Source organism: Bacteroides fragilis NCTC 9343, assembly GCF_000025985.1.
Classification (GTDB): Bacteria; Bacteroidota; Bacteroidia; order Bacteroidales; family Bacteroidaceae; genus Bacteroides; species Bacteroides fragilis.
Window position 1 is genome coordinate 112549 of the sequence record NC_003228.3, and the last position, 23622, is coordinate 136170.

The 23622-nt window shown below is 41.4% G+C and carries 20 protein-coding genes and 1 pseudogene; 11 read left to right on the plus strand and 10 right to left on the minus strand.

Annotated features, from left to right (window positions below):
* Positions 1 to 2: 2 nt before the first annotated feature.
* The 7 genes from BF9343_RS00480 to mnmG all read right to left on the minus strand — a co-directional run bounded on the left by BF9343_RS00480 (position 3) and on the right by mnmG (position 7179).
* A complete protein-coding gene (locus BF9343_RS00480) occupies positions 3 to 710 on the minus strand; it encodes a DUF1266 domain-containing protein (protein ID WP_010991908.1) in 708 nt (235 codons plus the stop codon).
* A gap of 400 nt (positions 711 to 1110) precedes the next feature.
* The gene (deoC, locus tag BF9343_RS00485) at positions 1111 to 2013 is read right to left on the minus strand and encodes a deoxyribose-phosphate aldolase (RefSeq protein WP_005783699.1); all 903 of its coding nucleotides are present in this window, start codon (positions 2011 to 2013) and stop codon (positions 1111 to 1113) included.
* Positions 2000 to 2338 carry a nucleotide pyrophosphohydrolase gene (locus BF9343_RS00490; RefSeq protein WP_005783700.1) on the minus strand — a complete coding sequence of 113 codons (339 nt, stop codon included), beginning with the start codon at positions 2336 to 2338 and terminating at the stop codon, positions 2000 to 2002. Before BF9343_RS00490 ends, deoC begins: the two co-directional genes overlap by 14 nt.
* Positions 2338 to 2790 (minus strand): D-aminoacyl-tRNA deacylase, encoded by a 453-nt coding sequence (gene dtd / locus BF9343_RS00495; protein WP_010991910.1) that lies wholly within the window; start codon positions 2788 to 2790, stop codon positions 2338 to 2340. The genes BF9343_RS00490 and dtd overlap by 1 nt, the downstream gene beginning before the upstream one ends.
* 45 nt (positions 2791 to 2835) lie before the next feature.
* Entirely contained in the window at positions 2836 to 4662 is a 1827-nt protein-coding gene (gene uvrC / locus BF9343_RS00500) for an excinuclease ABC subunit UvrC (protein WP_005783702.1), read from the minus strand.
* 52 nt (positions 4663 to 4714) lie between these two features.
* On the minus strand, positions 4715 to 5251 hold the full coding sequence (locus BF9343_RS00505; RefSeq protein ID WP_010991911.1) for an adenine phosphoribosyltransferase: 537 nt from the start codon (positions 5249 to 5251) through the stop codon (positions 4715 to 4717).
* Between the two features lie 50 nt (positions 5252 to 5301).
* Positions 5302 to 7179, minus strand: a complete 1878-nt coding sequence (gene mnmG, locus BF9343_RS00510; RefSeq protein ID WP_005801979.1) for a tRNA uridine-5-carboxymethylaminomethyl(34) synthesis enzyme MnmG — start codon at positions 7177 to 7179, stop codon at positions 5302 to 5304.
* Positions 7180 to 7915: 736 nt separating this feature from the next.
* Here mnmG and BF9343_RS00515 point away from each other — a divergent pair.
* The 4 genes from BF9343_RS00515 (at position 7916) to BF9343_RS00530 (ending at position 11781) form a co-directional block, all read left to right on the plus strand.
* The gene (locus BF9343_RS00515; RefSeq protein ID WP_010991912.1) at positions 7916 to 9604 is read left to right on the plus strand and encodes a tetratricopeptide repeat protein; all 1689 of its coding nucleotides are present in this window, start codon (positions 7916 to 7918) and stop codon (positions 9602 to 9604) included.
* A gap of 169 nt (positions 9605 to 9773) precedes the next feature.
* Positions 9774 to 10124, plus strand: coding sequence for a hypothetical protein (locus BF9343_RS00520; protein WP_005783706.1), 351 nt, complete (start codon positions 9774 to 9776; stop codon positions 10122 to 10124).
* A gap of 35 nt (positions 10125 to 10159) precedes the next feature.
* Positions 10160 to 11383, plus strand: a complete 1224-nt coding sequence (locus BF9343_RS00525; protein WP_005783712.1) for a C10 family peptidase — start codon at positions 10160 to 10162, stop codon at positions 11381 to 11383.
* 17 nt (positions 11384 to 11400) lie between these two features.
* Entirely contained in the window at positions 11401 to 11781 is a 381-nt protein-coding gene (locus BF9343_RS00530; protein ID WP_005783715.1) for a hypothetical protein, read from the plus strand.
* A 291-nt stretch (positions 11782 to 12072) separates the two neighbouring features.
* Here the strand turns inward: BF9343_RS00530 and ybeY are convergent, their stop codons facing one another.
* Positions 12073 to 12492, minus strand: coding sequence for an rRNA maturation RNase YbeY (ybeY, locus tag BF9343_RS00535; protein ID WP_005783716.1), 420 nt, complete (start codon positions 12490 to 12492; stop codon positions 12073 to 12075).
* A 449-nt stretch (positions 12493 to 12941) separates the two neighbouring features.
* On the opposite strand from ybeY, the gene BF9343_RS00540 reads away from it, so the two are divergent.
* From BF9343_RS00540 to BF9343_RS23850, 3 genes and pseudogenes are all read left to right on the plus strand, one after another.
* On the plus strand, positions 12942 to 13367 hold the full coding sequence (locus BF9343_RS00540) for a hypothetical protein (protein ID WP_005783718.1): 426 nt from the start codon (positions 12942 to 12944) through the stop codon (positions 13365 to 13367).
* 164 nt (positions 13368 to 13531) lie between these two features.
* Positions 13532 to 14413 carry a hypothetical protein gene (locus BF9343_RS00545; RefSeq protein WP_010991914.1) on the plus strand — a complete coding sequence of 294 codons (882 nt, stop codon included), beginning with the start codon at positions 13532 to 13534 and terminating at the stop codon, positions 14411 to 14413.
* Between the two features lie 151 nt (positions 14414 to 14564).
* Positions 14565 to 14819, plus strand: a pseudogene (locus BF9343_RS23850) (DDE transposase); the annotation flags it as partial.
* 261 nt (positions 14820 to 15080) lie between these two features.
* Here the strand turns inward: BF9343_RS23850 and BF9343_RS00550 are convergent.
* Positions 15081 to 16706, minus strand: coding sequence for a fimbrillin family protein (locus tag BF9343_RS00550; protein ID WP_010991916.1), 1626 nt, complete (start codon positions 16704 to 16706; stop codon positions 15081 to 15083).
* A 621-nt stretch (positions 16707 to 17327) separates the two neighbouring features.
* Complete coding sequence (locus BF9343_RS00555) at positions 17328 to 18560, minus strand: nucleoside recognition domain-containing protein (protein WP_005783728.1); 1233 nt, start codon at positions 18558 to 18560, stop codon at positions 17328 to 17330.
* 106 nt (positions 18561 to 18666) lie between these two features.
* Between BF9343_RS00555 and BF9343_RS00560 the strand changes: the two genes are divergently transcribed.
* From BF9343_RS00560 to BF9343_RS00575, 4 genes are all read left to right on the plus strand, one after another.
* Positions 18667 to 19365: a DNA alkylation repair protein gene (locus BF9343_RS00560; RefSeq protein ID WP_010991918.1), complete on the plus strand. Its 699-nt coding sequence runs from the start codon at positions 18667 to 18669 to the stop codon at positions 19363 to 19365.
* 328 nt (positions 19366 to 19693) lie between these two features.
* Entirely contained in the window at positions 19694 to 20722 is a 1029-nt protein-coding gene (gene ruvB / locus BF9343_RS00565; RefSeq protein WP_005783731.1) for a Holliday junction branch migration DNA helicase RuvB, read from the plus strand.
* Positions 20723 to 20750: 28 nt separating this feature from the next.
* Positions 20751 to 22247 (plus strand): lipopolysaccharide biosynthesis protein, encoded by a 1497-nt coding sequence (locus BF9343_RS00570; RefSeq protein WP_005813883.1) that lies wholly within the window; start codon positions 20751 to 20753, stop codon positions 22245 to 22247.
* Positions 22248 to 22249: 2 nt separating this feature from the next.
* A complete protein-coding gene (locus BF9343_RS00575) occupies positions 22250 to 23617 on the plus strand; it encodes a TIGR00341 family protein (RefSeq protein ID WP_005783735.1) in 1368 nt (455 codons plus the stop codon).
* Positions 23618 to 23622 lie beyond the last annotated feature (5 nt).

Consider the following 23622-nt stretch of genomic DNA (forward strand, 5'->3'; position numbering starts at 1 on the left):
ATTTATTTCAGTGTTCTCTTTTTCCATGGACTGTTTGGGTTCTCTGTGGCCTGACGGTAAAGACGGATGTATAGTTCCTGCTTCCTTTTTTCAGTAGCTTCCATTGCCTGTCCTAATAAGAAACTTTTTCCTACCTCAGTCCAATCATTAAAAGCTTGTATGCATTGTTGTCCGGCCGAGCAAATATAGTTCCATGCAAGGCTTTCATCTATAAATCCCGCATCATAAGCTATGCGTGTCAGGCATACCATTCTTCCCATATCCCATGCAAGTACCCCTCTTTTTAGCTCCTCTTCTCCTATTTTGAAGGTTTGATCGGCTTTTATACAAGTGATGAAATGGTGCAGATTATTGCATTTGCGGATGAAAAGTTCTATGCCGAAAAAACGTTCGCGTATCTTTTCTTCCAGTTCTTTCGGATCATATTCGGCCACTAAAAAGGGTAGGAGAATGCTGAATGAAATGCGGTCGCCTTCATCATGCAGGAAATGAATCATTTCAATAACAGCCGTTTCATTTTTGATTCCGGGGTTTCTTAAAAGAAGTTTGGATAGGGTTTCTTTGCTTGCTCCGGTTGTCAGGCTGTCTACGTAGAAGTCTTCCTGTAAACTGGGAATCAGGCTGATTAGTAGATCCGTTTCTTTTGTGCTCTCTAAATTCTCCCTTTGTTGGTTCCGGTTGAATGGTTGAAATAATGCTTGTTCTGCCATACTCTTGTTTATTTTAATTCTTTGTTAACCGAAAAGCGTGAGAACTGTTGCTCTGTATCTTTCCTGGGGCTTCGGCAAGCCGTTATGATGATACAAGCAACAGTCTCACGCTCCATTCGATATATAACAAGAGTATATACGTGAAGGTGCGTGAGACCCGTTTGCTTATTACCTTTCATAACATGAATTTTGCCGAATTCCAGGAAAAAGATAATAATTGAAACGTTCTCTAATACAATGAATTAGCCTATTCTCTGTGGGCTAATATCTGCGCAAAGATAGAAAAATCTTCTGACTTCTCTGTAGCTAACTTTAGTTTTTCTTAAATAAAAATACCGTGTCACCCCACATGAATAAAGAGGACGACACGGCATGACATATTTGATTGCTAATGTAGCCTTTAGAAAAATTTCAGCTCTTCACCTTTAATTTCAGATAAAAGAAGATTAGCCAAACGGCTGGTTCCTAAGCGAAACAGCTCGTTGCTGAGCCATTCTTTACCCAATACTTCTTTTACGATGGTATAATAAATCAATGCATCGTTTACGGTATTGATGCCGCCTGCAGGTTTGAAACCGACTTTGTTTCCTGTCTGTTCGTAGTACTCTTTGATAGCTTGGCACATTACATAAGCTGCTTCCGGGGTTGCTGCCGGTTGCTGTTTTCCGGTGGATGTTTTGATGAAATCGGCTCCGGAATACATGGATAGGATAGAGGCTTTTTTAATGTTAGAGGCAGTCTTTAAAGCGCCTGTTTCGAGGATTACTTTCAGATGGTGTTCTTTGCAAGTCTCTTTTAATTCCATGATTTCTTCACACATCGTTTCGTAGTCGCCACTCAGAAATGCCCCTACGGGAATTACGATATCTATTTCATCGGCTCCGTCAGCCAATGCCATAGCTGTTTCTGCTATCTTTACTTCGGTAAATGTCTGAGAAGAGGGAAAGCCTCCTGATACACAGGCAATGTTTATACCTTCTACCTCAAGTGTGTCTTTTACTACTTGTGCAAAATTCGGATATACACAGATAGCTGCAACGTTCTTCAGGTCAGGGAATTCATCATCAAACCGATTTACTTTTTCAGTGAATCTCATGACACTTTCATCACTGTCTGTTGTATTGAGAGTGGTCAGGTCAATACAGTTGAAAAGGAATTTCTTCACTTCTTCCGTATTGTTTTCGGGAACCTTTTTCTCGATTAATGCAGCAACCTGAACCTGTACATCAGCATCATTCAGTTGCGTGTCATACTTGGCCAATGCCGTCAGGTACTTGTCTTGAGGGGTATCATTCATTTCCATGTTCACTCAGTTTTGGATTATTGATATGTCTTTTGTTGTCTCTTTGGGTTTTCTTTTCCAGATTTCGTGCAAATGCTTCTGTGAGGTTTACCCCGGTCTGGTTTGCGATGCAAAGGAGTACCCAGAGTACGTCCGTTATCTCGTCGCTGATATCGTCTTTTTCACCTTCCTTGAAAGATTGGTCTCCATATTTACGGGCCATGATACGTGCCAGTTCGCCTACTTCTTCGGTGAGAACTGCCATGTTGGTCAATTCGCTGAAATAACGTACACCGTATTTGTGTATCCATTCATCAACGGCTTTCTGTGCTTCTTCTAATGTCATTATTCCTTGTTTTTGGTATCGATGCAAATAGTTACAGGTCCGTCGTTCAATAACTCTACTTTCATGTCGGCTCCGAATTCTCCTGTTTTCACTTCTTTCCCTAATGCACAACTCAAATCATTGCAGAATTGTTCGTAAAGTGGGATTGAAATTTCCGGTTTAGCAGCCTTTATGTAGGATGGACGATTTCCTTTTTTAGTAGACGCATGTAGTGTGAATTGACTAATAACCAATATGTTACCTTCGTCTTCAAGGATTGATTTATTCATAACTCCGTTTTCGTCGTCAAAAATACGGAGATTTACGATTTTCTTGCATAACCAATCGATATCCTCCCAGCTGTCCGTCTCTTCGATGCCTACCAGGATCATCATTCCTTTCTGAATAGCCGATTTGCAGTGCCCGTCAATCGTGACTGATGCGTGGCTGACGCGTTGTATAACTACTCTCATTCGAATTATATTGCTTAATCTTTGTTATTGCAAAGATAGCTATTTTTAATGATTATCGAGACCCTCTTTTATGATTTTTGCCTTTGATTCACCTATTATGGCGGACACTTCTTCTATGGTGGCTTCTTTGATACGTTTTACGCTCTTGAACTCTTTCAGCAGGGCGGTTTTGGTTTTCTCGCCAATTCCTTTGATATTGTCCAGGGCAGATGCTACTTGTCGTTTGCTTCGTTTATCCCTGTGGAAGGTAATGGCAAAGCGATGTACTTCATCTTGTATCTGTTCCAATAGGCGGAATAGGGGGCTATGTTGTTTGATGCCGATGGTTTGAGGTGGAAACCCGAAAAGAACTTCAGATGTACGGTGTTTGCGATCCTTGGCGAGTCCTGCAATTGGAATATCTAACTGTAACTCTTCCATTACTTGTCTGACCACCTCCATTTGCCCTTTTCCGCCATCGGTGATAATCAGGTCGGGCAGGGGGGATTCTTCTTCTATAGCGCGCTGATAACGCCTTCTGACGACCTCTTTCATTGAGGCGTAATCATCAGCGCCCACAACCGTTTTGATGTTGTATTTCCGATAATCGCTTTTCGATGGTTTCGCCTTTTTAAAAACAACACAAGCTGCTACCGCATCTGTTCCCTGGATGTTTGAGTTATCAAAACATTCTATCTGCATAGGCAGTCTGTCCAAGTGTAATTCCTGTTGAATCTCTTTCATCAGGCGCATGCTACGCTGTTCCGGATTCAACTTTTCGGCTTGCTTCATCCTATCTGCTTTGTACTGTTTCACGTTGAGTAGAGACAATTCCAACAGCTTCTTTTTGTCTCCTCGTTGAGGAATGGTGAAAGTGACATCATTCAGTTCTATCTCGATGTCAAACGGGACGATGATTTCGCGTGAAGCGCTCTTGTAGCGTTCCCGCATTTCTATAATTCCCAGTGTCAGCAATTCCTCTTTTGTTTCATTCAGTTTCTTCTTGTATTCGAAAGTGAAAGCTTGGTTAATGGCTCCGTTTGTGATATGCAGATAGTTGATGAAGGCTGACTTTTCGCCGTCTTCTTCGATGGAAAATACATCTATATTGTGTAATACGGAGCTGACAACCTCGGACTTTGAACGATAATTTTCGATTAATGCATACTTTTCTTTCACCTTTTGCGCTTCTTCGAATTTCATTTCTGCGGCAAGGTCCTGCATGCGCTGGTATAACAATCTGCTTATCTCCTGGGTATTCCCTTTCAGGATCTCTTTTATCTCGGCAATATTTTTTAGATATTCTTCCTGTGATTGCAGGCCGATACACGGGCCGGCGCAGTTCTTTATGTGATATTCAAGGCATACATTGAACTTTCCCGCACGGATATTCTCCGGTGAGAGGTTGAGGTTGCATGTACGCAGAGGGTATAAGTGTTTTATTAAATCGAGCACTGCGTGCATGGATGGGCTATGGCTGTACGGGCCATAGTACGAAGAGCCGTTTCGGATAATACGCCTGGTCTTGAATACTCTTGGAAAATATTCGTTTTGTACGCAGATGGACGGATAGGTTTTGTCGTCTTTTAGCAAAACATTGTAACGCGGCTTATATTTTTTGATTAGGTTGTTCTCAAGCAGTAGTGCATCTTCTTCTGAGTTTACCACGATATAACGTATGTCTGCGATCTTGCTTACCAATACCCGGGTTTTTCCGGGCTGATGCTCTTTGCTGAAATAGGAGTAGACTCTCCGCTTCAGGTTTTTGGCTTTCCCTACATAGATGATAGTTCCCTCTGCATTCAGATATTGATAAATGCCGGGCTTCTCAGGAAGATTTGAAACAATTCCTTTTAGATATTCGCTGGTTTTAAGTTCTTGATTTGTATCCATGAAAAAAGGGCATAGCGATTATCGCTATGCCCTGCAAATATATTCATTTTATTTATAACGACAATACTGATTGTATATCTACGTCTTGGTCGTTTTCAAATACTTGTTTTCCGTTCAGTTCCTTTAACTCAATGATGAAGTTTACGTATACCTTTTTCGGATGGAGCTTTTTCACGAGGTTGCAGGCGGCTTTCATAGTACCTCCGGTAGCCAGTAAGTCATCGTGCAGCAATACGACGTCGTTCTCGTTCAATGCATCTTTGTGTATCTGCACGGTGTCTTTGCCATATTCTTTATCGTAACTTTCTTCCATTGTTTCGGCAGGGAGTTTGCCGGGTTTACGGATGGGGATAAATCCTGCCCCTAAGCGGGTGGCAAGAATCGGTCCCATAATGAAGCCTCTCGATTCGATGCCTACTACCTTGGTGATTCCTTTATCCTTGTACATTTCGTACATAATATCCGAAAGTTCCTGAAGGCGTTCCGAATCTTTGAATAGTGTGGTTACATCGTAGAACAGGATTCCGGGGATTGGAAAATCGGGTACCTCACGGATGCTTTTGATAAGCTTTTCTTTGCTCATAATCATTCTTTTATGTTGTTTCTTTAAATGTTTTGTTTCACGTGAAACGCAGCAGTCTATCGTCCCGAAAGCACCAATAATACATTGATGTCGCTTGGTGACACGCCGGGGATGCGGCTTGCCTGGGCTATTGTTTCGGGGTCGATCTTCTTCAGTTTTTGCCGGGCTTCGGTCGAAAGTGATTGAAGGCTGTCATAGTCGAACTTACCTTTTATTTTAATACTTTCCAATCGTGCCAGTTTGTCTGCTATAATTCTTTCCCGTCCAATATAGCCTTCATATTTGATTAAAATCTCAGCGGCCTCCAGAATCTCTTCTTTTCGTTCATCTGTGATTTTATCCAGTTCCCGTTTAAATGCCGGTACATATTCGGAGATATTTTCTATTGTAATCTGTGGACGGTTAATCAAGTCGATCAGTTTGCATCCTTGACGCAGGGGAGTCGTTCCTAAATTCTCAAGTGCATCGTTTATTAATGCTGCCTTGATCGAATAATTGCGGGTAAAGTTTACGATATTTTCGACTGCTTCTCTTTTACTCTTTAATAGAGCATAGCGGTCTTCTTTTACTAATCCCAGTTTATAGGCTCTTTCTGTAAGTCGCATGTCCGCATCATCCATACGAAGTAGAATACGATATTCTGCTCGTGAAGTAAACATACGATAAGGCTCATCTACCCCTTTGGTCACCAAGTCGTCTATTAATACGCCGATATATGCCTCGTCTCTTGCTAAAGTGAAAGGTTCTCCACCGTGGCAGTTGATGTGAGCATTGATACCTGCAATGATACCTTGTCCTCCTGCTTCTTCATATCCGGTAGTACCATTTACTTGTCCGGCGAAGAAGAGGTTTTTGATTTTCTTCGATTCCAGCGTATGTTTTAGTTGCGTTGGATCGAAATAATCGTATTCGATGGCATATCCCGGACGATAAATCACCAGGTCTTTAAAAGCAGGGATCTTTTTTAGTGCTTCTATTTGGATCTCCATTGGCAATGAAGAAGAGAATCCATTCAGGTATAATTCTTGTGTGGTTTCTCCTTCCGGTTCAAGGAATAGCTGGTGTTGCTCTTTGTCGGGGAAGGTGACGATCTTCGTTTCGATGCTAGGGCAATAGCGCGGACCGATACTTTGTATTTGTCCGTTGAAAAGGGGAGAATCCGCTAATCCGTTACGAAGAACATTATGTGCTTCTTCATTAGTAAAGCATGTCCAGCATTGCAATTGCTTAAGGTGACGCACGCTGGTATTCATGAATGAAAACTTGTGAAAGTCACATTCTCCATCTTGGGTATCCATCAGTTCATAGTGTACACTTCTTCCGTCAATCCGTACGGGGGTTCCGGTTTTCATCCGGCCGTACTCAATGCCATGTTCTGCGATGGATTCGGTTAATTTATACGATGCCGGTTCTGCCATGCGTCCACCCGGGAGTTGGGTTTTTCCTACATGCATCAATCCGTTCAAGAAGGTTCCTGCTGTTAATACAATACATCTGGCGTGAAACGTCACATCCCAAAATGTTTTTAATCCCACAACTTCACCGTTTTCAACGATGATTTCCTTTACAGTATCTTGCCAGATATGAAGGTTCGGGATATTTTCTAATATTTCGCGCCAGGCCCAGATAAACTTGTTTCGGTCACATTGGGCGCGGGGACTCCACATGGCCGGTCCTTTCGAGCGGTTTAGTATGCGGAACTGGATAGCTGTCTGATCTGTTACCAATCCCATATATCCGCCTAAAGCGTCTATCTCACGTACAATTTGTCCTTTAGCAATCCCTCCTACGGCGGGGTTACAGCTCATTTGCGCTACCTTGTTCATATCCATAGTGATCAAGCAGGTTTTTGAGCCTAAGTTTGCTGCCGCTGCTGCTGCTTCGCAGCCTGCATGTCCGGCACCAATTACAATAACGTCGTACTTAAAATCCATTGAATCAATGTTTATTTCTTAACCGCGCAAAGTTACGAAAAAGTTGCCAGTTGCGGGTTTTATGCAATAAGTTTTAAGGGTTTATAGGGATCGCCAATTGCAGGATTGTTTTGTCAATAAGCGGCTGATCGGGGGCACTTACTTACATAATGTTTGCAACTTGAGTATTTTGAAAACTTGAATTGTAAATAGAATGTTCTTAATAGACCGGGTTCCGAGGTATTTTATGCATCTTTTGTCATAGATGACCAAATGAAGTTAACTTCATACTTCTGTGAAGTTAACCTTCTGTCGAGAGGATATTAATTCTTTCCAAATATGAAGTTAACATCCTGTTGGCACGAAGTGCGTTTTGGGTTGGGGGGAATTAGCTTTTATCCTTAAAGAGTTGTTTGCTATCCTATAAAATACCTTTTTCATTTCCAGAATATATCAAAAGTGTTTTTGCTTTTGTGTGTCTTAATGTGTTGAATTTGTACTTTTTGCTTTTAATAATGTCATTATTCTACGTTTATATCGAATATATTGTTCGTGTAAATGGCAAATTGTTGTTTTATTGATATTACGAAAATCGAAATACAGGCATTTTTTTTAATGAGTCTTCCGGTTGGTCGGAAATAGAGCGTTTTAGAACGGTTTGAAAATACAGAATGACAGATAGACAGTTGTCTTCCTTTGAAAAATTTGGAAGTGGCTGAAAAGAATCGTAAGTTTGTCATCATAAAGTATTTTAATTATGAATAAGACATTTGTCGGTTTTATCTTTTTATTGTTTTTAGTGGGCGGAGTAGTTTCTTGTCAACGTTCCTCGTCACCGTATCCGTATTCTTTGAGATATGCCGATTCTTTGATGGAGATATCTCCTGAACGTACGTTGGCTTATCTTCGTAAACTTGATGTTTCTACTTATTCAGCGGGTGACAGGGCATACTTTAGCTTACTGTTCACGCAGGCTACTGATAAAAATATGCTTTCTCTTCTTCCATGTGACTCTTTGATTGATACTGCATTAGATTATTATATTAAAAAAGATGGTGTCAATTGGGCTAAAGCTTGGCTTTATAAAGGCCGGATTCAAAAAAAAATGAATATGACTGAACAGGCTTTGAAGAGTTGCTTTACTGCTCTGCAGGGAGTTGAAGGAAATACCGGGGAGGAATTAAAACTGAAAGGAATGCTATATGAAGATATGGGATCGATTTATTTACATCAATCTCTTTATCAGAAAGCGTTTGATGCGTTTTATCGCTCTTATCAATGTGATTCTTTACTGAATGACCATAGATTGGTAATGTATCCTTTGTCAAATATGGGGTGGGTGCGTGTGATTCAAGGAAAAACGGTAGAAGCTTTTTATTATTTGAACCAATCTATACAATTAGCTTTGAGATTGAATGATTCAGCTTTTGTTAGTGATATATATGAACGAATGAGTTTGAATTGTGAGAATGTCGATTCTGCTTTCCTATATGCCCATTTGTCACATCAATATTTGACAAAGGATGGCGACTCTATTAGTTTATGGTTAACATTTGGTGATTTGTATTTAGACAAGCAAGAACTAGACTCTGCTGAATATTATTTAAAGCGTATACTTGATACTGCTGATTTTAAAAGGAAGATTCTAGCGTCGTATTCTTTGGCTGAAGTCGAGAAGATTAGGGGTAATTATCAACGGGCCTTTGAATATCAGTCTTATTATGGTGATAATATAGATTCTATTTTTTTGTTAAATAAAGCCTCCGATATTGAGCGCTTAGCGTATAAATATGATTCAGAAGCAAAAGTAGTAAAGGAAAAGGAAAAGCAGAGGTTTTTAATTCAGCAACTTTGTTATGGAGGAGTTTTGTTTCTGCTGGTTATTGTTGTAATTTTTCAACGTGTTTATCGGCGTCGTCAAATAGCTCGATTACTGTACGAACAGCGTATAACTTATTTAAATGAGAAAACAGCCTTATCTCAATTACAAATAGAACGTTTGGAAGTTCAAATTTCTGCTTTAAAGCAGTCTGGCATGGAGCGTGAACAGGAAATAGATTTGAAACAAGCAGAATTATGCTGTGTTATTGATGAAAAAGCACGATTGCGTAACTGTTTGTTTATGGAAACTTCTATTTTTAAGCATATTCGAGAACTAAGCACTCAACCCAGGTTGGGACAAAATGGAACAAAGGGGAGTCCGAAAGTTCTTCTTATGAAAGAACAGGAACAATTGAAAAATATATTGTTTGGTATTTATGATGATTATATTCGATACCTTAAGGGTACTTATCCTAAAATAACAGATAATGACTGTATTTATTGTTGCTTGAAACTTTGTGAATTTGATGATCAAACCATAGCTTATTGTTTTGGTAATGTAAGCAAGCAAATTGTAGCGCAGCGGCGTTTACGATTAAAGAAAAAAATGGCTGAAGCCAATTGAACAGGCCCTCTTTAGCTTTTTAGAGTATTGGTGGACATAAATGTTATCATACCCCATTGCTTTATATCTGTTAATCTGCTATTTACAATGTTTAAGATGTTATCTCTTTTCTTCTTTTTAGAAGAAGAAATGTGGTAACTTTGCTTTTGAAATAAAAAAACACATAACAATGAAAACAAAGATGATTGTATTAGTGGGGATGCTGTTTACACAAATAGTATTCACGTCTAATAATGTTTATGGAGAGGATGTAATGGCTATTATGAAAGATAGACATAAGGTACATTTGATTACTCATAAGGAGGCAAATCTGCAGAGAAGTACTCTACTTGTTGCTTGTGGTTATATTGAAGAGAGCCAACTATTTTTAAATTTTAATTCCTCCTTAGAAAATAGAAAGATACAGGTTGTTGATTCCGAAACAGGGCAGACTGTTTTTGATGATACTATAACAGGTACTTCTTTCTCTATCTTTTTGGAAAGGGATTCTGATAGTTTTGACATTTATATTGGAAGGTAAAATTGATTTTAATTAGAAACTCAAAATAATACGAGATGAAAGAAATATTTAAATTAATATTGTTATTAGTTATACTTAGTGGATGTATTGAGAATGACGAAGAAATCATTTTGAATAATAGCGATTTAGAGGATGTATCTGAGTATAAAAGAGCCGAAGACTTGATATGTCAATTCAGTGAGAGAATAGATAAGGAGAAAGGTGGTACGAGAAGTAGTACTTCACAAATTATATTATCTTTAGCCGGTAAGAAATCTGTTGTTATACCGAAAATAGCTACAAGAACTGGTGAGATAAGTACGGATAGTGTGAATATGTTCATATTTGATACAGAAAAGGATGGACGATTTGGATTTGCAATAGCCACCGGAAAAGCTGAAGTAGGAAGAGTTTATGCTTATGTGGAAAATGGAATCTTGTCAGATACTATAGAAAATGAAGGTATGGCTTATCTCGTTAGTCAGATTCCGGATATTATAAAACAGGATCAGTTGAATCCGAATTTAACAAGAAGCGGTGAACAAAGAACGACACATGTTTCTATACCATTGGTAAAGACTGAATGGAATCAACATTATCCTTATAATGCACAAATGCCGACAAACGGAAAGTGCTCTATAAGTTATTATTATGCGGGTTGTATTCCTATTGCAGTTGCTCAGGCGATTACTTATTATAGAAAATGCCCGGTTGCTTATGATTGGGATGCATTTACTGTAAATACTGGGATATACGATACTAATCTAATAGCTCCTGTATCTCAATTTGTAAAAAAGGTGGCGGATGGTATTAAGGTCGGTTATAAATGTGATGGAACAGGAGCAAAAAATTTAGGTTCAACCAATGACTTCTTGAAAGGATGGGGATATAACGTTGAAAGGCATAAAACGAATGACGTTGATAAGAATTTATTGTATAAGTGTCTTATAACTAAGAATGTTGTTATCTTTGGGGGAAAGAAGAAAAAGAGTACAGGACATGTTTGGCTAGTTGATGGTGGAGTTTTTGAATATTCTGGAAATATGATGATTGGCTGCACGAATATACAGGTAAAGGCAATTCATTGTAATTTTGGATGGAATAGAGCTAATAATGGCTGGTATGCTATTAAGGATGGGGCTTATAATAGACCCGCTAATAGCGCTTCTCAAGATGGCAATAATCCAACTAATGATAAAAATTCACCGAATGGTAATTTTTATACTGAAAATGATTACATCTATTTTCATGAAGCGATGGGAACTGAAATTTTGTGGTAAAATATAAACTTATAATTATGAAAAAGGTATTCTTTTTGTATTGCATTTCTTTATTATGTATTTATGGATGCAATGATGATTCTGATAAATATTCTTCTAATTTTCTGAAGAGTAGGGAAGTGACTCTGAATGCGGAAGGAGGAGATATTACTGTAGAAGGAAGAGAGAAGTTTATACTTGTACAGACAGAAGAGATTCTAAATCAGGATACTATTTTCAGTATAGGCGAGATTAATGGCGTTGAATATCAGGGAGGATGGTATCAATTAGAGGTTAATGGAAAAGAAATGACTCTCAACTGTGACAGAAATTTAACGGGAAATAAGCGGAAAGTTGTTTTGCATTTCCAAGGGACCGGTAATTCATTTGATGTTTTTTCTCTGACACAATTAGAATAATAAGATTTCGCCTTTTAAGGATAGCCGTTTCTCAAACTGGCAGTTCTCTGTTTATATTCCTTTGTCGAAATCTGCGTTTGGAAAATAACCTAAACAATGGGCTGTCTTGTCTTCTTCTTATCCGTTTCTTTGGTCTGCGAAGCCAGTTCGTAACACGGTTTTATGCAGTCCGTGCCCAATCGGTCCCAAAGGAGAAGAATTAATTTCTGACAGGCTCTATATTTAACTATAAAGATGGGATGGAATGATTGCCATGCATGATTCCTATCCCATCTTTTATTTGAGGGAGAATTACTGCTTTCTCATAGCTAGTGCCTTATTCTCTGCAGCTTCCATAATTTCACGTTCTCCAGGACCCTTGTCGTTGATTCCGCAAAGGTGGAGTATACCGTGAATAATTGTCCGGTGGAGTTCTTCTTCATAAGGAGTGTTGAACTGTTCCGAGTTAGTCTTCACTGTTTCCAGGCTAATGAATAAATCACCTGAAAGACGATTGCCCTCGCAATAGTCAAAAGTGATGATATCTGTATAGTAATCGTGTTGAAGATATTGGCGGTTCACTTCCAATATTTTTTCGTCCGAACAGAAAATATAGGCGATTTCACCGATTCTTTTTTCATAAGTGGCGGCTACGGCTTTGATCCATTCGGTAGTCTCACGTTTTTTGATATCGGGCATTTTGATACCCTCTGTCTGATAAGTTATAGCCATATTATTTGATTTTTAATAATGATCGGAATACGCAGTTTTCGGGAGAGTTACCATGCTTCCGATGTACTTTAAAAAAAGTATTTCTTTTTTTAAAAGACAAAGATAAGAATTTTAATTGAGGATAAGCGCAAATTGCAGTAATAAGGCTGATGAATAGCGGTTTAAACTATACTGTTCCGTTACTTCCTTGGGTTGGTAGTGGTTAGGATCGTTTTCAAAGAACTGATTTCTATGATTTTCAGACACTATTTGTTTGCCAATATAACCGAAGCTCCGAAAAGCAGAAGTGATATAGAGGAAAATCGTGAAATGTCAAATTAGACAGGTTGTCCGGTCAGAGTATTATTGCACAAGAAGAATACTATCTTTTGAGACCGTAACTATTTTGTTTTTTATATATTTGCAAATGACAATTATCCAGGTCGGATATTACTATTACATACAATACTATGACAGAGTTCAGATACAGTATTTGCGAACCACTTAATCCGAAAGTGATAGAAAAAGGAATGATAGCCCCTGACTCCGTTATCGGGTTGTTCAATGATTTTCAGTGGGACTATTATTTAAAGCAGATAGAAGTCGCTGAAACGAGGAAAATGGACATTTATTTTTCTCCCTCGCTGGAAGTGGAGAATAAAGCGAATAAAAACGGGCTTACGATCTCTGCTGTCGGCGATCCGGAAGATCCTGAGTTTTATATTTTTTACAAACGTCCCATAAGCGTGGTGAAGAAGCAGTTTTTTCGTAAACCGCAAACGGTCGTGGAGGATTATGTCAGTGAGATCACTGGTCAAACGAAAGAGGATGTTATTGAATGTCTGAATGCCCTTATCAAAAACGATCAGGAATTCCTAAGGAGAAAAATTGCATAAAGAGTAGTACCCCGAGGATAAATGAGATAGAAAGCCTTTTAGATAAGCAAAATACGGAAGCTAAGAGCAACTTTTGGAAGATTGTTACTTAACAGTACTGATCAAGTCGTTTTTGTAGCACCCGAAGATAAAATATAAATCGTTTAAAAAGAATAACCGAATCAATGAAAATAGTAATAAAGGAAAAAGTAATACCGTATATTTTGATTTCCCTGTTCAGTTCCATCGGACTTTCAGCGTACGGTTACAAGGCAGAGGGACAAGGCGGTAGCAAAGCGGTCGTTTGGTCGATATCCAAAATTGATACGATGCAAAAGAATGTACAACGTAACGATGAGCGGAATCCTAATATACAAAACATCGAATATCTCAAAAAAATATTTCGGCAAAAAGCTGTCGATGAAATATCCGAAAATATAGTTTATCCGTTGAAGAGAACATCCCCTATACCGAGTGTTGAGAATGCAGAGGAATTGAAAGAAAGATTCGATTCAATCTTCGATGAAGACTTAATCCGTATTATTACGAGTTCGGATATTGATCAATGGTCGGAAATGGGATGGAGAGGAATAATGCTGGACGATGGCATACTTTGGATGGATTACGACGGAAAAATTACAGCTGTGAATTATCAAAGCAAATACGAGAAAAAGCTTGCCAAGAAGCTTACCTCCAAAGTAAAAGGTGACCTATCCTCGGATTTGCGACATAACTTCAAAGGGGAAGTATATAAATTTAAGACAAAAAATTATTTTATAAGGATAGATGAACTGAAAAACGGCATGTACCGGTATGCCTGTTGGAAAAAAGAGAACCCAGAATCGACCAAGCCGGATTTAGTCTTGGAAAATGGAAAAATAGAATTTAGTGGAAGTGGAGGAAATCACGTGATTACATTTAAAAATAATATCTATGAATACAAGGTGTTCCATAATAAAATAGCCGCGTCGGGGATCGCGGACATCACTCTTGTTGTAGAGAAAAATGGCAAAGAAATACTCTCGGAAGATGGGAAATTGGAAGGTGACACCACCCAAACTGATTAGCGGTACGAAGATCTTATGTTTAGTTCTAAGCTCACATATAATTTGAATCACACCATTTCCAAATCATTGGTCTGATGGTGAAAACTTACGAGGTATGCAAAGTACGGAATATTAATGCTGTCTGACTTTTGTCAAATCGCTATCGACAACTTGTTATTTTTCAATTACTGTTTATCAATCAGATAAATACTGGAAAGTATATGGGATATCAACATCCTTTGTACGCAAGGGAAGAGCTACCAGGCTCGAAGGCAATTTCGGTACGCAAAAACAGCATTACTCGCTATCAAAAATCAAGGCACGGAACAGGAAAATAGAAATCCTGTGGATTTTCTTTGGAATACATACGGCAAACGCCATATTAATGATTGACAAAATCAAAAACAGGCAGAGGGAAACCGCATAGTATGATTATAAAGAATCTATTAGAAGAAGTTGTCAGGCTTCTTCCGGAACATCATGCCCAAACGGATAAGATTTTAGGTCAGAGAGAGAAACTATAATAAAAATGGCATATGAGATGATATTAGCAAGTCATCTTCATATGCCATCTTACTTTTAAAGACATTTACTGAATATCTTGTAGTATGGGTGTTTGTGCAGGCTCAGAAAGCCCGTTCTTTAAGGTGTCAGGCTTACTGGCTTCTGACTTCATCTGGCAAACTCGCTAGAGATTGTGAACACATCGGACAGAAACACCGGACTTCCTGTTACCGTTAGCGTCTACGAAGACGTCATTTTTAAGGATGTAAAGACCATAGGCTGAATTACCGTTGAGGTCACTACTCCAGTAGTAGCTGCCTGTACCATTGGTATAAGCGGTAGCAGTAGTACCACTGCCTTTGTCGCCATCTCGATAGCCTGCAGCAGGCAAAAATAGACCGGTCGAGCTATTCATAAACCACATACCTTGGATACCGTTATACTTTACCAATTGCTTGTTGCTACAGCGGGAGAGACTTATGAATTCACTTCTTGTTGGAGTACGCCAACCACTACCGTATATACTTTCGTCAAGACGTGTACAAGGATCAACAGCACCATAGCCTGTATACCCAGATGATACATATACATTCTTCCATATATAATAATAACCGTAATCGGTAGTAGAAGAAGCCCATGTCAGATTATAGTTGCTTTGGGAATTGAGATTACCTTCAGCCCATCGGAGTTTTGATAAGATGGTTTTGTCATTTTCTGTACACCCATTTTGCGTAAGATTAATGTTACTTGCGGGTACATTAATTCCAGGACCCTTTTTAAACTGTATTTTTAGTGTATAGCTTTTCCCTTCCTTCAACTGTACACTTTGGGTGGACGTGATTTCGGTGTTGTTGTTCACAGTCCGTCCGCCTACCGTCAGTGTATTGAAATGCACTGTAATCGTTCTGGCCCCTGCAAATGGAACCATGCGTATGGTTGTATTCAGGGTCGTGTTCGGACTGAATGCCGCCGTATTATTCGTGTTGGCGGCTACCACATTGGTCGAAGGACCGATCTTCCATGATGTGGAATTTCCACCTTGCTTTACGTATACACCCGTGCAATTGGTGATCGTATTGCTTGGAAATCCGGTGGGACTGATGGTAATTGTCAGTTTACATAGCTTCTGGCTGAAACTCACCGGAAGATTGTGGCTGAGGCTGTTTACATTCGTTATATCTCCGGAATCGAAGGTCATGAAGTCCTTGCTCATGTCAGGGATAGACACTGTACTGCTGTTGTAGGCATACGTGGAAGGCATATCTCCCAAGTCGGCAGTGGTATTAAATGAGTAGCCCACCACACGTATCGTTCCCGAGCGTGTCAGCAGTTTCCCTCGTTCGAGTACAGGAGTGCCCGTACCATTGGAGGCGTAATCGGCAACCGACTGGAAGACATAGTTATTTCCGGACTTCCGGAAAACAATCAGCCGGAAATAGACTCCCGCAGGCACTGTTGCACGGGTACTTACACGGGGTAGGGTATCTTCCGTCAGTTCCATCGAGGCTATCCGTGGACCTTCATAGTCCGGTTGCTCTCCTGTGCGTGTAGGTGAGAAAGCTTTTACTCCCACCCATTCGGCGATCAGGGGAGAGTGGCTACGGGTCGAAGCGTCGTTAAAAGAGGAAGAATGATAGTCGTTGTCACCCGTCAGACTGATATGGATAGGAATTAACTCGTCGGCAGTATCCCCGCTGTCAGCAGACAGGGGAGTCATTCTGTCATCTTCCGCACATCCTGTTATCGAAAGGCAAAAACACAGCCATAAGGCTTTACCGAGACACTCTCGCATAATAAAAGTTCTATTCATATACCATGATATTAAAGTGAATAATCGTATCAAAGACGCATTGCGGACCTATACATCTTCGTATGAGTCCGGAAAGACTGTTTGATACAACTTTTATTATGCGTAAGTTTGTGTATTACAATCAGATATAACGGTCTTGAATACACAATGGTGTTTCAAAAAACGTACGTCTTTTGAAACACAATCTTTAGTTCTCGCACAGAATATACGTAAAAGAGATAAATGACTGACTGTTACAATGATGCAGAAATGTTTGCACAGACAAAAAAAGCGTCTTATCTTTGTTGCATCAGACGTACGTCTTTTGAAACAAGATTTTATAATGTAAGATGTTTATTATCAGAATAATCTGTCTTCCTTTAGTAGATTTTTTAGGTATACTTTTTCTGGACTCTAGTTGTCAGAGTCTTTGGAGAAGTTAACATCAGAATTTTTGGTGTATGCAGAACATGGTAAAGTTTGTGAAGTCAACTGTCATAATAGCTCTTTGACGGAATATCTCTAAGTGAATAACTACTTTAGACACTCCGGTACTTTCAACCATCCCAATGCTGCCGAACTGTCGTTACGGATTTCTGCCGGAGATAGCCCTTGGATACCTAATTCTTGTTGATGTTCTTTTTAAAAGAAAAATAAGTAACTGATTAAAATGGCTGCAATAATTCCGGCAAAGTCGGCAATCAGTCCGCACGTGACCGCATTACGTGTTTTCGTGATGCCTACGCTTCCAAAATATACTGCTAAAATATAGAAGGTGGTGTCCGATGCACCGCGAACGACACAACTGACACGTCCGACAAATGAATCGGGTCCAAACTGTTTCATGGTGTCGATCATCAGGCCATTGGCACCGCTGCCGCTCAGTGACTTCATTAAGGCCGTTGGCAGTGCTCCCACAAAGCCGGTGTCCAGTCCGCAAAATTCTACGATTGCCCCAATGCCGCCGACCAGTATATCCATGGCACCCGAGGTGCGGAAAACAGCGATTCCAACGAGAAAAGCCACCAGATAGGGGATGATCCGGACCGCAGTGGTGAATCCCTCTTTGGCTCCTTCGACAAAGGAGTCGTACACATTGATTTTTTTCCGGATACCTGCTATAATGAACAGTAAAATGACCGAGAATAAGATTACATTAGCAATCAGAGTGGAATAAACTCCCATCTCTTCACGGGAAAGTGTAGTTGTCAGATAGATAATTCCGCCGAAGAAAAGGCTAAGGCAACCCATTAGTGTCAATATAGCTTTGTTTATCAGGTTGATGCGTTGGGAGATGCTGACGGCAATGACTCCTACGAGTGTAGAGATGAAGGTGCTTAGCAGGATAGGGATGAAGATGTCTGTAGGTTGGGCCGCTCCCATTTGAGCCCGGTAGACCATGATGCTGATCGGGATAATGATCAGTCCCGAAGTGTTAATCACCAGGAACATAATCATCGGGTTGCTGGCTGTGTCTTTTTTCGGATTCAATTCTTGCAGCTCTTTCATAGCTTTCAGTCCCATGGGAGTGGCAGCATTGTCAAGCCCCAGCATATTGGCGGACATATTCATGAAAATAGATCCCATGACCGGATGTCCTTTCGGAATGTCCGGAAACAAGCGGCAGAAGACCGGACTCAGCCAGCGTGAAAGGGCATTAATCAGGCCGCTGTTCTCGCCAATCTTCATTACACCGAGCCAAAGCGACAACACACCTGTCAGGCCGAGAGAGATTTCGAATGCCGTTTTAGATGAATCGAAGGTGGAGTTGATGATCTCTGTGAATATTTGGGTATCGCCGAAGAACAAAAGTTTGCAGACGGCAACTACGAAAGCAATCACGAAGAATGCGATCCAGATGTAATTTAAAACCATAAATATGCCCGTTAATTTTCCTACAAAATTAAGAATATGTTTCCACTCATTGCGGCTTTTTTGACTATTTTTGTCCGTATATAACTTTGTAGACTCAAATATCCCGATGAAAGCGATAGAAATTCAAAAAGAACTGGAGACTTATATTGATCCGGTAAAAAGGGAATATCTTCCCGGATTCTTTAAAACCGGCAAGGGGCAATATGGTGAAGGCGACCGGTTTCTTGGAATAGTGGTTCCTGCAACCCGGCTTGTAGCGAAGAAGTATAAGAACGCGCCTTTTGAGGTGATGGCGGAGCTTTTACAATCCGAATGGCATGAATGTCGCTTATGTGCATTACTGATGATGGTGGAGCGGTTTAAGAAAAGTGGTGGAGAGGAGCGGGAAGCGATCTACCGTTTTTATCTGTCGCAGACGGAGCGCATAAATAATTGGGACCTTGTGGACCTGTCGGCACCATATATTGTGGGTGAATACCTAAAGGATAAGTCGCGTGATGATCTTTATCGGCTGGCGGAAAGTACTCTGCTGTGGGATCAGCGTATTGCTGTCGTATCTACGGTTACCTTCATCCGGAATAACGATTTCATCGATATTCTCCGTCTTTCGGAATTGTTGCTGCAACACAAACATGACTTGATGCGGAAGGCTATAGGCTGGATGCTGCGTGAAATGGGAAAGCGGGACAAGACCCTGCTGTTGCAGTTTCTGGATAAATATAGCAAAGTGATGCCCCGCACTATGCTGCGTTATTCCATAGAGAAGCTCACGGACGAGGAGCGGAAGTTGTATATGGAGCGATGATCCGCATTGAACGGAGGAGAAATGGGCTTTCAGAACCGGAAGTGAGGTCGGTGTGTAATGAAAATGTCCGACAGAAGAACCATTGGCTTGAACTGCTTCCGAGAGAGAACCGTTGGAAAACTTTGTACGGGATATAAGTTCCGGTGCAGCGAAAGAGATCAGCTGTCCGGAGTCAGACAATAAAGAACGGCAGATTTGTCGGAGGAACCTTTGGGCTTGTCTTAGCCTAAACAAAGCTTAAACGTACTTCGTAAAGGAAAAACTCTGTGAAACTCTGCCTTACTATGTAGCGAAATCTATATCTTTGCTACCTATTTATAAAAAAGGAATGGAAGAAGATTTTAATATACGTGATCATCAGCTGACCAGCAGAGAGCGGGATTTTGAAAATGCCCTCCGGCCATTGAGTTTCGAAGACTTCAATGGACAGGATAAAGTGGTAGATAATCTCCGTATTTTTGTCAAGGCAGCTCGTTTGAGAGCAGAAGCACTGGACCATGTATTGCTTCACGGCCCCCCCGGATTGGGTAAAACCACTTTATCGAACATTATAGCCAACGAACTGGGAGTAGGATTTAAGGTAACTTCCGGACCGGTACTCGACAAACCGGGTGATTTGGCCGGCGTCTTAACCAGTCTCGAACCTAACGACGTGCTGTTTATCGATGAGATTCACCGCCTTTCACCGGTAGTGGAGGAATATCTGTATTCGGCCATGGAGGATTACCGGATCGATATTATGATCGACAAGGGCCCCTCGGCGCGTAGTATCCAGATCGATCTGAACCCGTTTACATTGGTGGGAGCCACTACCCGGAGCGGATTACTGACGGCACCTCTGCGTGCCCGGTTCGGTATTAACTTGCATCTGGAATATTACGATGACGATATTCTGAGCAACATTATCAGCCGTTCGGCCGGCATACTCGATGTGCCCTGTTCGTCTCAGGCTGCGGGTGAGATTGCTTCGCGCAGCCGCGGGACACCTCGTATAGCCAATGCGCTGCTGCGCAGGGTGCGTGATTTTGCACAAGTGAAAGGGTCCGGTTCTATCGATACGGAGATAGCCAACTATGCGCTTGAGGCGCTAAATATCGATAAATACGGACTGGACGAGATAGACAACAAGATTCTCTGTACTATTATTGATAAATTTAAGGGTGGTCCCGTGGGGCTTACGACTATTGCCACTGCACTGGGCGAAGATGCCGGAACGATTGAGGAGGTCTACGAACCGTTCCTGATCAAAGAGGGATTCCTGAAGCGTACTCCCCGCGGACGTGAGGTGACGGAACTCGCCTATAAGCATTTGGGGCGCAGTCTCTACAATAGTCAGAAAACACTGTTTAATGATTAGTGGAAACACTATTAATCACAAAAATAACATGGCCGGATTAAAATCCCTGGTAAAAGATACAGCCTTGTATGGGTTGAGTAGTATGGTTGGCAGGTTCCTGAACTATCTGTTGGTGCCTTTATATACCGCAGTTCTGCCGGCTGCATCCGGCGGATACGGAGTGGTTACCAATGTGTATGCCTGGGCCGGGTTGATTATGGTACTTTTGACGTTCGGTATGGAGACCGGTTTCTTCCGTTTTGCCAATAAGTCAGAAGAAGATCCGGTGAAAGTATATGCCAATTCACTGATTTCGGTAGGGGGCATTTCACTGATATTTGCCATTCTCTGCCTGACGTTTCTCCAACCGGTCTCTCATCTTCTGGAATATGGCGATCATCCCGATTTCATCGGAATGATGATTATAGTGATGGCACTCGATGCTTTTCTGTGCATTCCGTTTGCTTATCTGCGTTTCAAGAAGCGGCCCATTAAGTTTGTTGCCATTAAGTTTGTCTCCATCATTGCCAACATTGTTCTGAACTTGTTCTTCCTGTTGCTGTGTCCGTGGTTGCATGAACACTTTCCCGCTTGGGTCGATTGGTTCTATAACCCGACCTATTTGGTGGGGTATATCTTCGTTTCCAATCTGATAACAACCTGTCTGCAGCTCTTTTGCCTGATTCCCGAACTTCGCGGTTTCGCTTACAGGGTTGATAAACAGTTGTTGAAGCGGATGCTTATCTATTCTTTCCCGATATTGATTTTCGGGTTGGTAGGCATTCTGAATCAGACGGTAGACAAGATTATCTATCCTTTTCTCTTTGCCGACCGGCAGGAGGGACTGGTGCAGCTCGGCATTTATGGGGCCGCCACTAAGATTGCCATGGTAATGGCCATGTTCACCCAAGCTTTCCGCTATGCCTACGAGCCTTTTGTGTTCGGCAAACAAAAGGAAGGGGATAACCGCCGGATGTATGCACAGGCGATGAAGTATTTCCTTATTTTTGCGATGTTCGCTTTTCTGGTGGTAATGTTTTACCTGGATCTTTTGCGTTATATGGTGGCACCTGATTATTGGGCGGGACTGAGCGTTGTCGCCATCGTGATCGGAGCGGAAATATTCAAAGGTATCTATTTCAATCTTTCGTTCTGGTATAAGCTGATAGACGAAACCCGTTGGGGAGCATACTTTTCCATTGTCGGATGTGTCATCATTGTAGGAATGAATGTGATGCTTGTCCCCACTTACGGATTTGTGGCTTCGGCATGGGCTTCGGTGGCCGGATACGCTGTGATTACGATCCTTTCTTATTGGATCGGGCAGAAGAAATATCCCATTCACTATGACCTGAAACACCTTGGTACGTATGTGCTGTTTACAGCAGTGCTTTATGTGATCGGAGAGTGGGTTCCCATTGAGAATATCGTGCTCCGTCTGGCTTTCCGTACTGTATTGTTGCTGATATTTATGGCTTATGTTGTTCGGAAAGACTTACCGCTGAGCCAGATTCCTGTGATTAACCGAATTATAAAGAAGAAATAGTTATGAAAGCAGACAACCGAAACATTTTTGCCATTAAGGCGTTTCTGAGAGAGTATCTCGATCTGAGAAAGGATAAGGACAATGAACTGGCAACCGTCGACTCTATCCGCAAGGGAGTTGAGTTTAAAGGAGCTAATCTCTGGATTCTGATTTTTGCCATTTTCATGGCTTCACTCGGACTGAATGTCAACTCGACGGCCGTGATTATCGGTGCCATGTTGATTTCTCCGTTGATGGGCCCGATTATGGGGGTGGGGCTGTCTGTCGGTATGAACGATTTCGAGTTGATGAAGCGTTCCCTGAAGAGCTTCCTGATTACAACTGCATTCAGTGTCACGACGGCGACTGTTTTCTTTCTTTTCACTCCCATCGCTGAGGCGCAGTCGGAACTGCTGGCGCGTACGTCACCGACCATTTATGACGTTTTCATCGCACTTTTCGGCGGACTTGCCGGAGTGGTTGCCCTCTCTACCAAGGAGAAAGGAAATGTGATTCCGGGAGTTGCCATTGCCACTGCGCTGATGCCTCCTCTCTGTACGGCCGGTTACGGATTGGCTTCGGGCAATCTGATCTATTTTCTGGGCGCGTTCTACCTCTATTTCATCAATTCCGTATTTATCAGTCTGGCTACGTTTATCGGTGTGAGGCTGATGCATTTCCAGCGGAAAGAGTTTGTGGATAAGAACCGGGAAAAGAAAGTGCGGAAATACATCGTATTGATCGTAATCCTGACCATGTGTCCGGCTATTTACCTGACTATGGGAATTATCCGAAGCACCTTCTTCGAAGCGGCAGCGAATCGTTTCGTTTCCGAACAACTCAACTTCGACAATACCCAGGTCTTGAATAAGAAGATTCATTATGAAGGAGATTCATGCGAAATCCGGGTTGTGCTGATTGGTCCGGAGGTGCCGGAAGCTTCCATTGCCATTGCCCGCAGCAAGATGAAAGATTATAAACTGGAGAATACGAAACTGATCGTTCTGCAGGGGATGAACAATAATGAAGCGATGGATATGTCGTCTATCCGTGCCATGGTTATGGAAGACTTCTATAAAAACAGTGAACAACGCCTGCAGGAACAGCAAGTCAAGATAGCCACGCTCCAGCAAAGCCTCGAACGGTATAAGTCTTACGATGAAATGAGCCGGAAAATTATCCCGGAACTGAAAGTACTCTATCCGTCGGTGACGGCTTTGTCTATTTCGCATACCATCGAGACAACGGTCGATTCGATGAAAACGGATACCATAGCGCTCGCCGTATTGAAATTCACCCGTCATCCGAAGAACGAGGAAAAAGCGAAAATCAGTGCATGGCTTCAGGCGCGGGTAGGGGCGAAGAAACTTCGGCTGATTGTTGAAGAGTGACGGTA

Excerpts from the sequence above, each read along its gene's own strand:
- BF9343_RS00480 (WP_010991908.1), bottom strand. The coding sequence starts at position 710 with ATGGCAGAACAAGCATTATTTCAACCATTCAACCGGAACCAACAAAGG.
- deoC (WP_005783699.1), bottom strand. The coding sequence starts at position 2,013 with ATGGAAATGAATGATACCCCTCAAGACAAGTACCTGACGGCATTGGCC.
- BF9343_RS00490 (WP_005783700.1), bottom strand. The coding sequence starts at position 2,338 with ATGACATTAGAAGAAGCACAGAAAGCCGTTGATGAATGGATACACAAA.
- dtd (WP_010991910.1), bottom strand. The coding sequence starts at position 2,790 with ATGAGAGTAGTTATACAACGCGTCAGCCACGCATCAGTCACGATTGAC.
- uvrC (WP_005783702.1), bottom strand. The coding sequence starts at position 4,662 with ATGGATACAAATCAAGAACTTAAAACCAGCGAATATCTAAAAGGAATT.
- BF9343_RS00505 (WP_010991911.1), bottom strand. The coding sequence starts at position 5,251 with ATGATTATGAGCAAAGAAAAGCTTATCAAAAGCATCCGTGAGGTACCC.
- mnmG (WP_005801979.1), bottom strand. The coding sequence starts at position 7,179 with ATGGATTTTAAGTACGACGTTATTGTAATTGGTGCCGGACATGCAGGC.
- BF9343_RS00515 (WP_010991912.1), top strand. The coding sequence starts at position 7,916 with ATGAATAAGACATTTGTCGGTTTTATCTTTTTATTGTTTTTAGTGGGC.
- BF9343_RS00520 (WP_005783706.1), top strand. The coding sequence starts at position 9,774 with ATGAAAACAAAGATGATTGTATTAGTGGGGATGCTGTTTACACAAATA.
- BF9343_RS00525 (WP_005783712.1), top strand. The coding sequence starts at position 10,160 with ATGAAAGAAATATTTAAATTAATATTGTTATTAGTTATACTTAGTGGA.
- BF9343_RS00530 (WP_005783715.1), top strand. The coding sequence starts at position 11,401 with ATGAAAAAGGTATTCTTTTTGTATTGCATTTCTTTATTATGTATTTAT.
- ybeY (WP_005783716.1), bottom strand. The coding sequence starts at position 12,492 with ATGGCTATAACTTATCAGACAGAGGGTATCAAAATGCCCGATATCAAA.
- BF9343_RS00540 (WP_005783718.1), top strand. The coding sequence starts at position 12,942 with ATGACAGAGTTCAGATACAGTATTTGCGAACCACTTAATCCGAAAGTG.
- BF9343_RS00545 (WP_010991914.1), top strand. The coding sequence starts at position 13,532 with ATGAAAATAGTAATAAAGGAAAAAGTAATACCGTATATTTTGATTTCC.
- BF9343_RS00550 (WP_010991916.1), bottom strand. The coding sequence starts at position 16,706 with ATGAATAGAACTTTTATTATGCGAGAGTGTCTCGGTAAAGCCTTATGG.
- BF9343_RS00555 (WP_005783728.1), bottom strand. The coding sequence starts at position 18,560 with ATGGTTTTAAATTACATCTGGATCGCATTCTTCGTGATTGCTTTCGTA.
- BF9343_RS00560 (WP_010991918.1), top strand. The coding sequence starts at position 18,667 with ATGAAAGCGATAGAAATTCAAAAAGAACTGGAGACTTATATTGATCCG.
- ruvB (WP_005783731.1), top strand. The coding sequence starts at position 19,694 with ATGGAAGAAGATTTTAATATACGTGATCATCAGCTGACCAGCAGAGAG.
- BF9343_RS00570 (WP_005813883.1), top strand. The coding sequence starts at position 20,751 with ATGGCCGGATTAAAATCCCTGGTAAAAGATACAGCCTTGTATGGGTTG.
- BF9343_RS00575 (WP_005783735.1), top strand. The coding sequence starts at position 22,250 with ATGAAAGCAGACAACCGAAACATTTTTGCCATTAAGGCGTTTCTGAGA.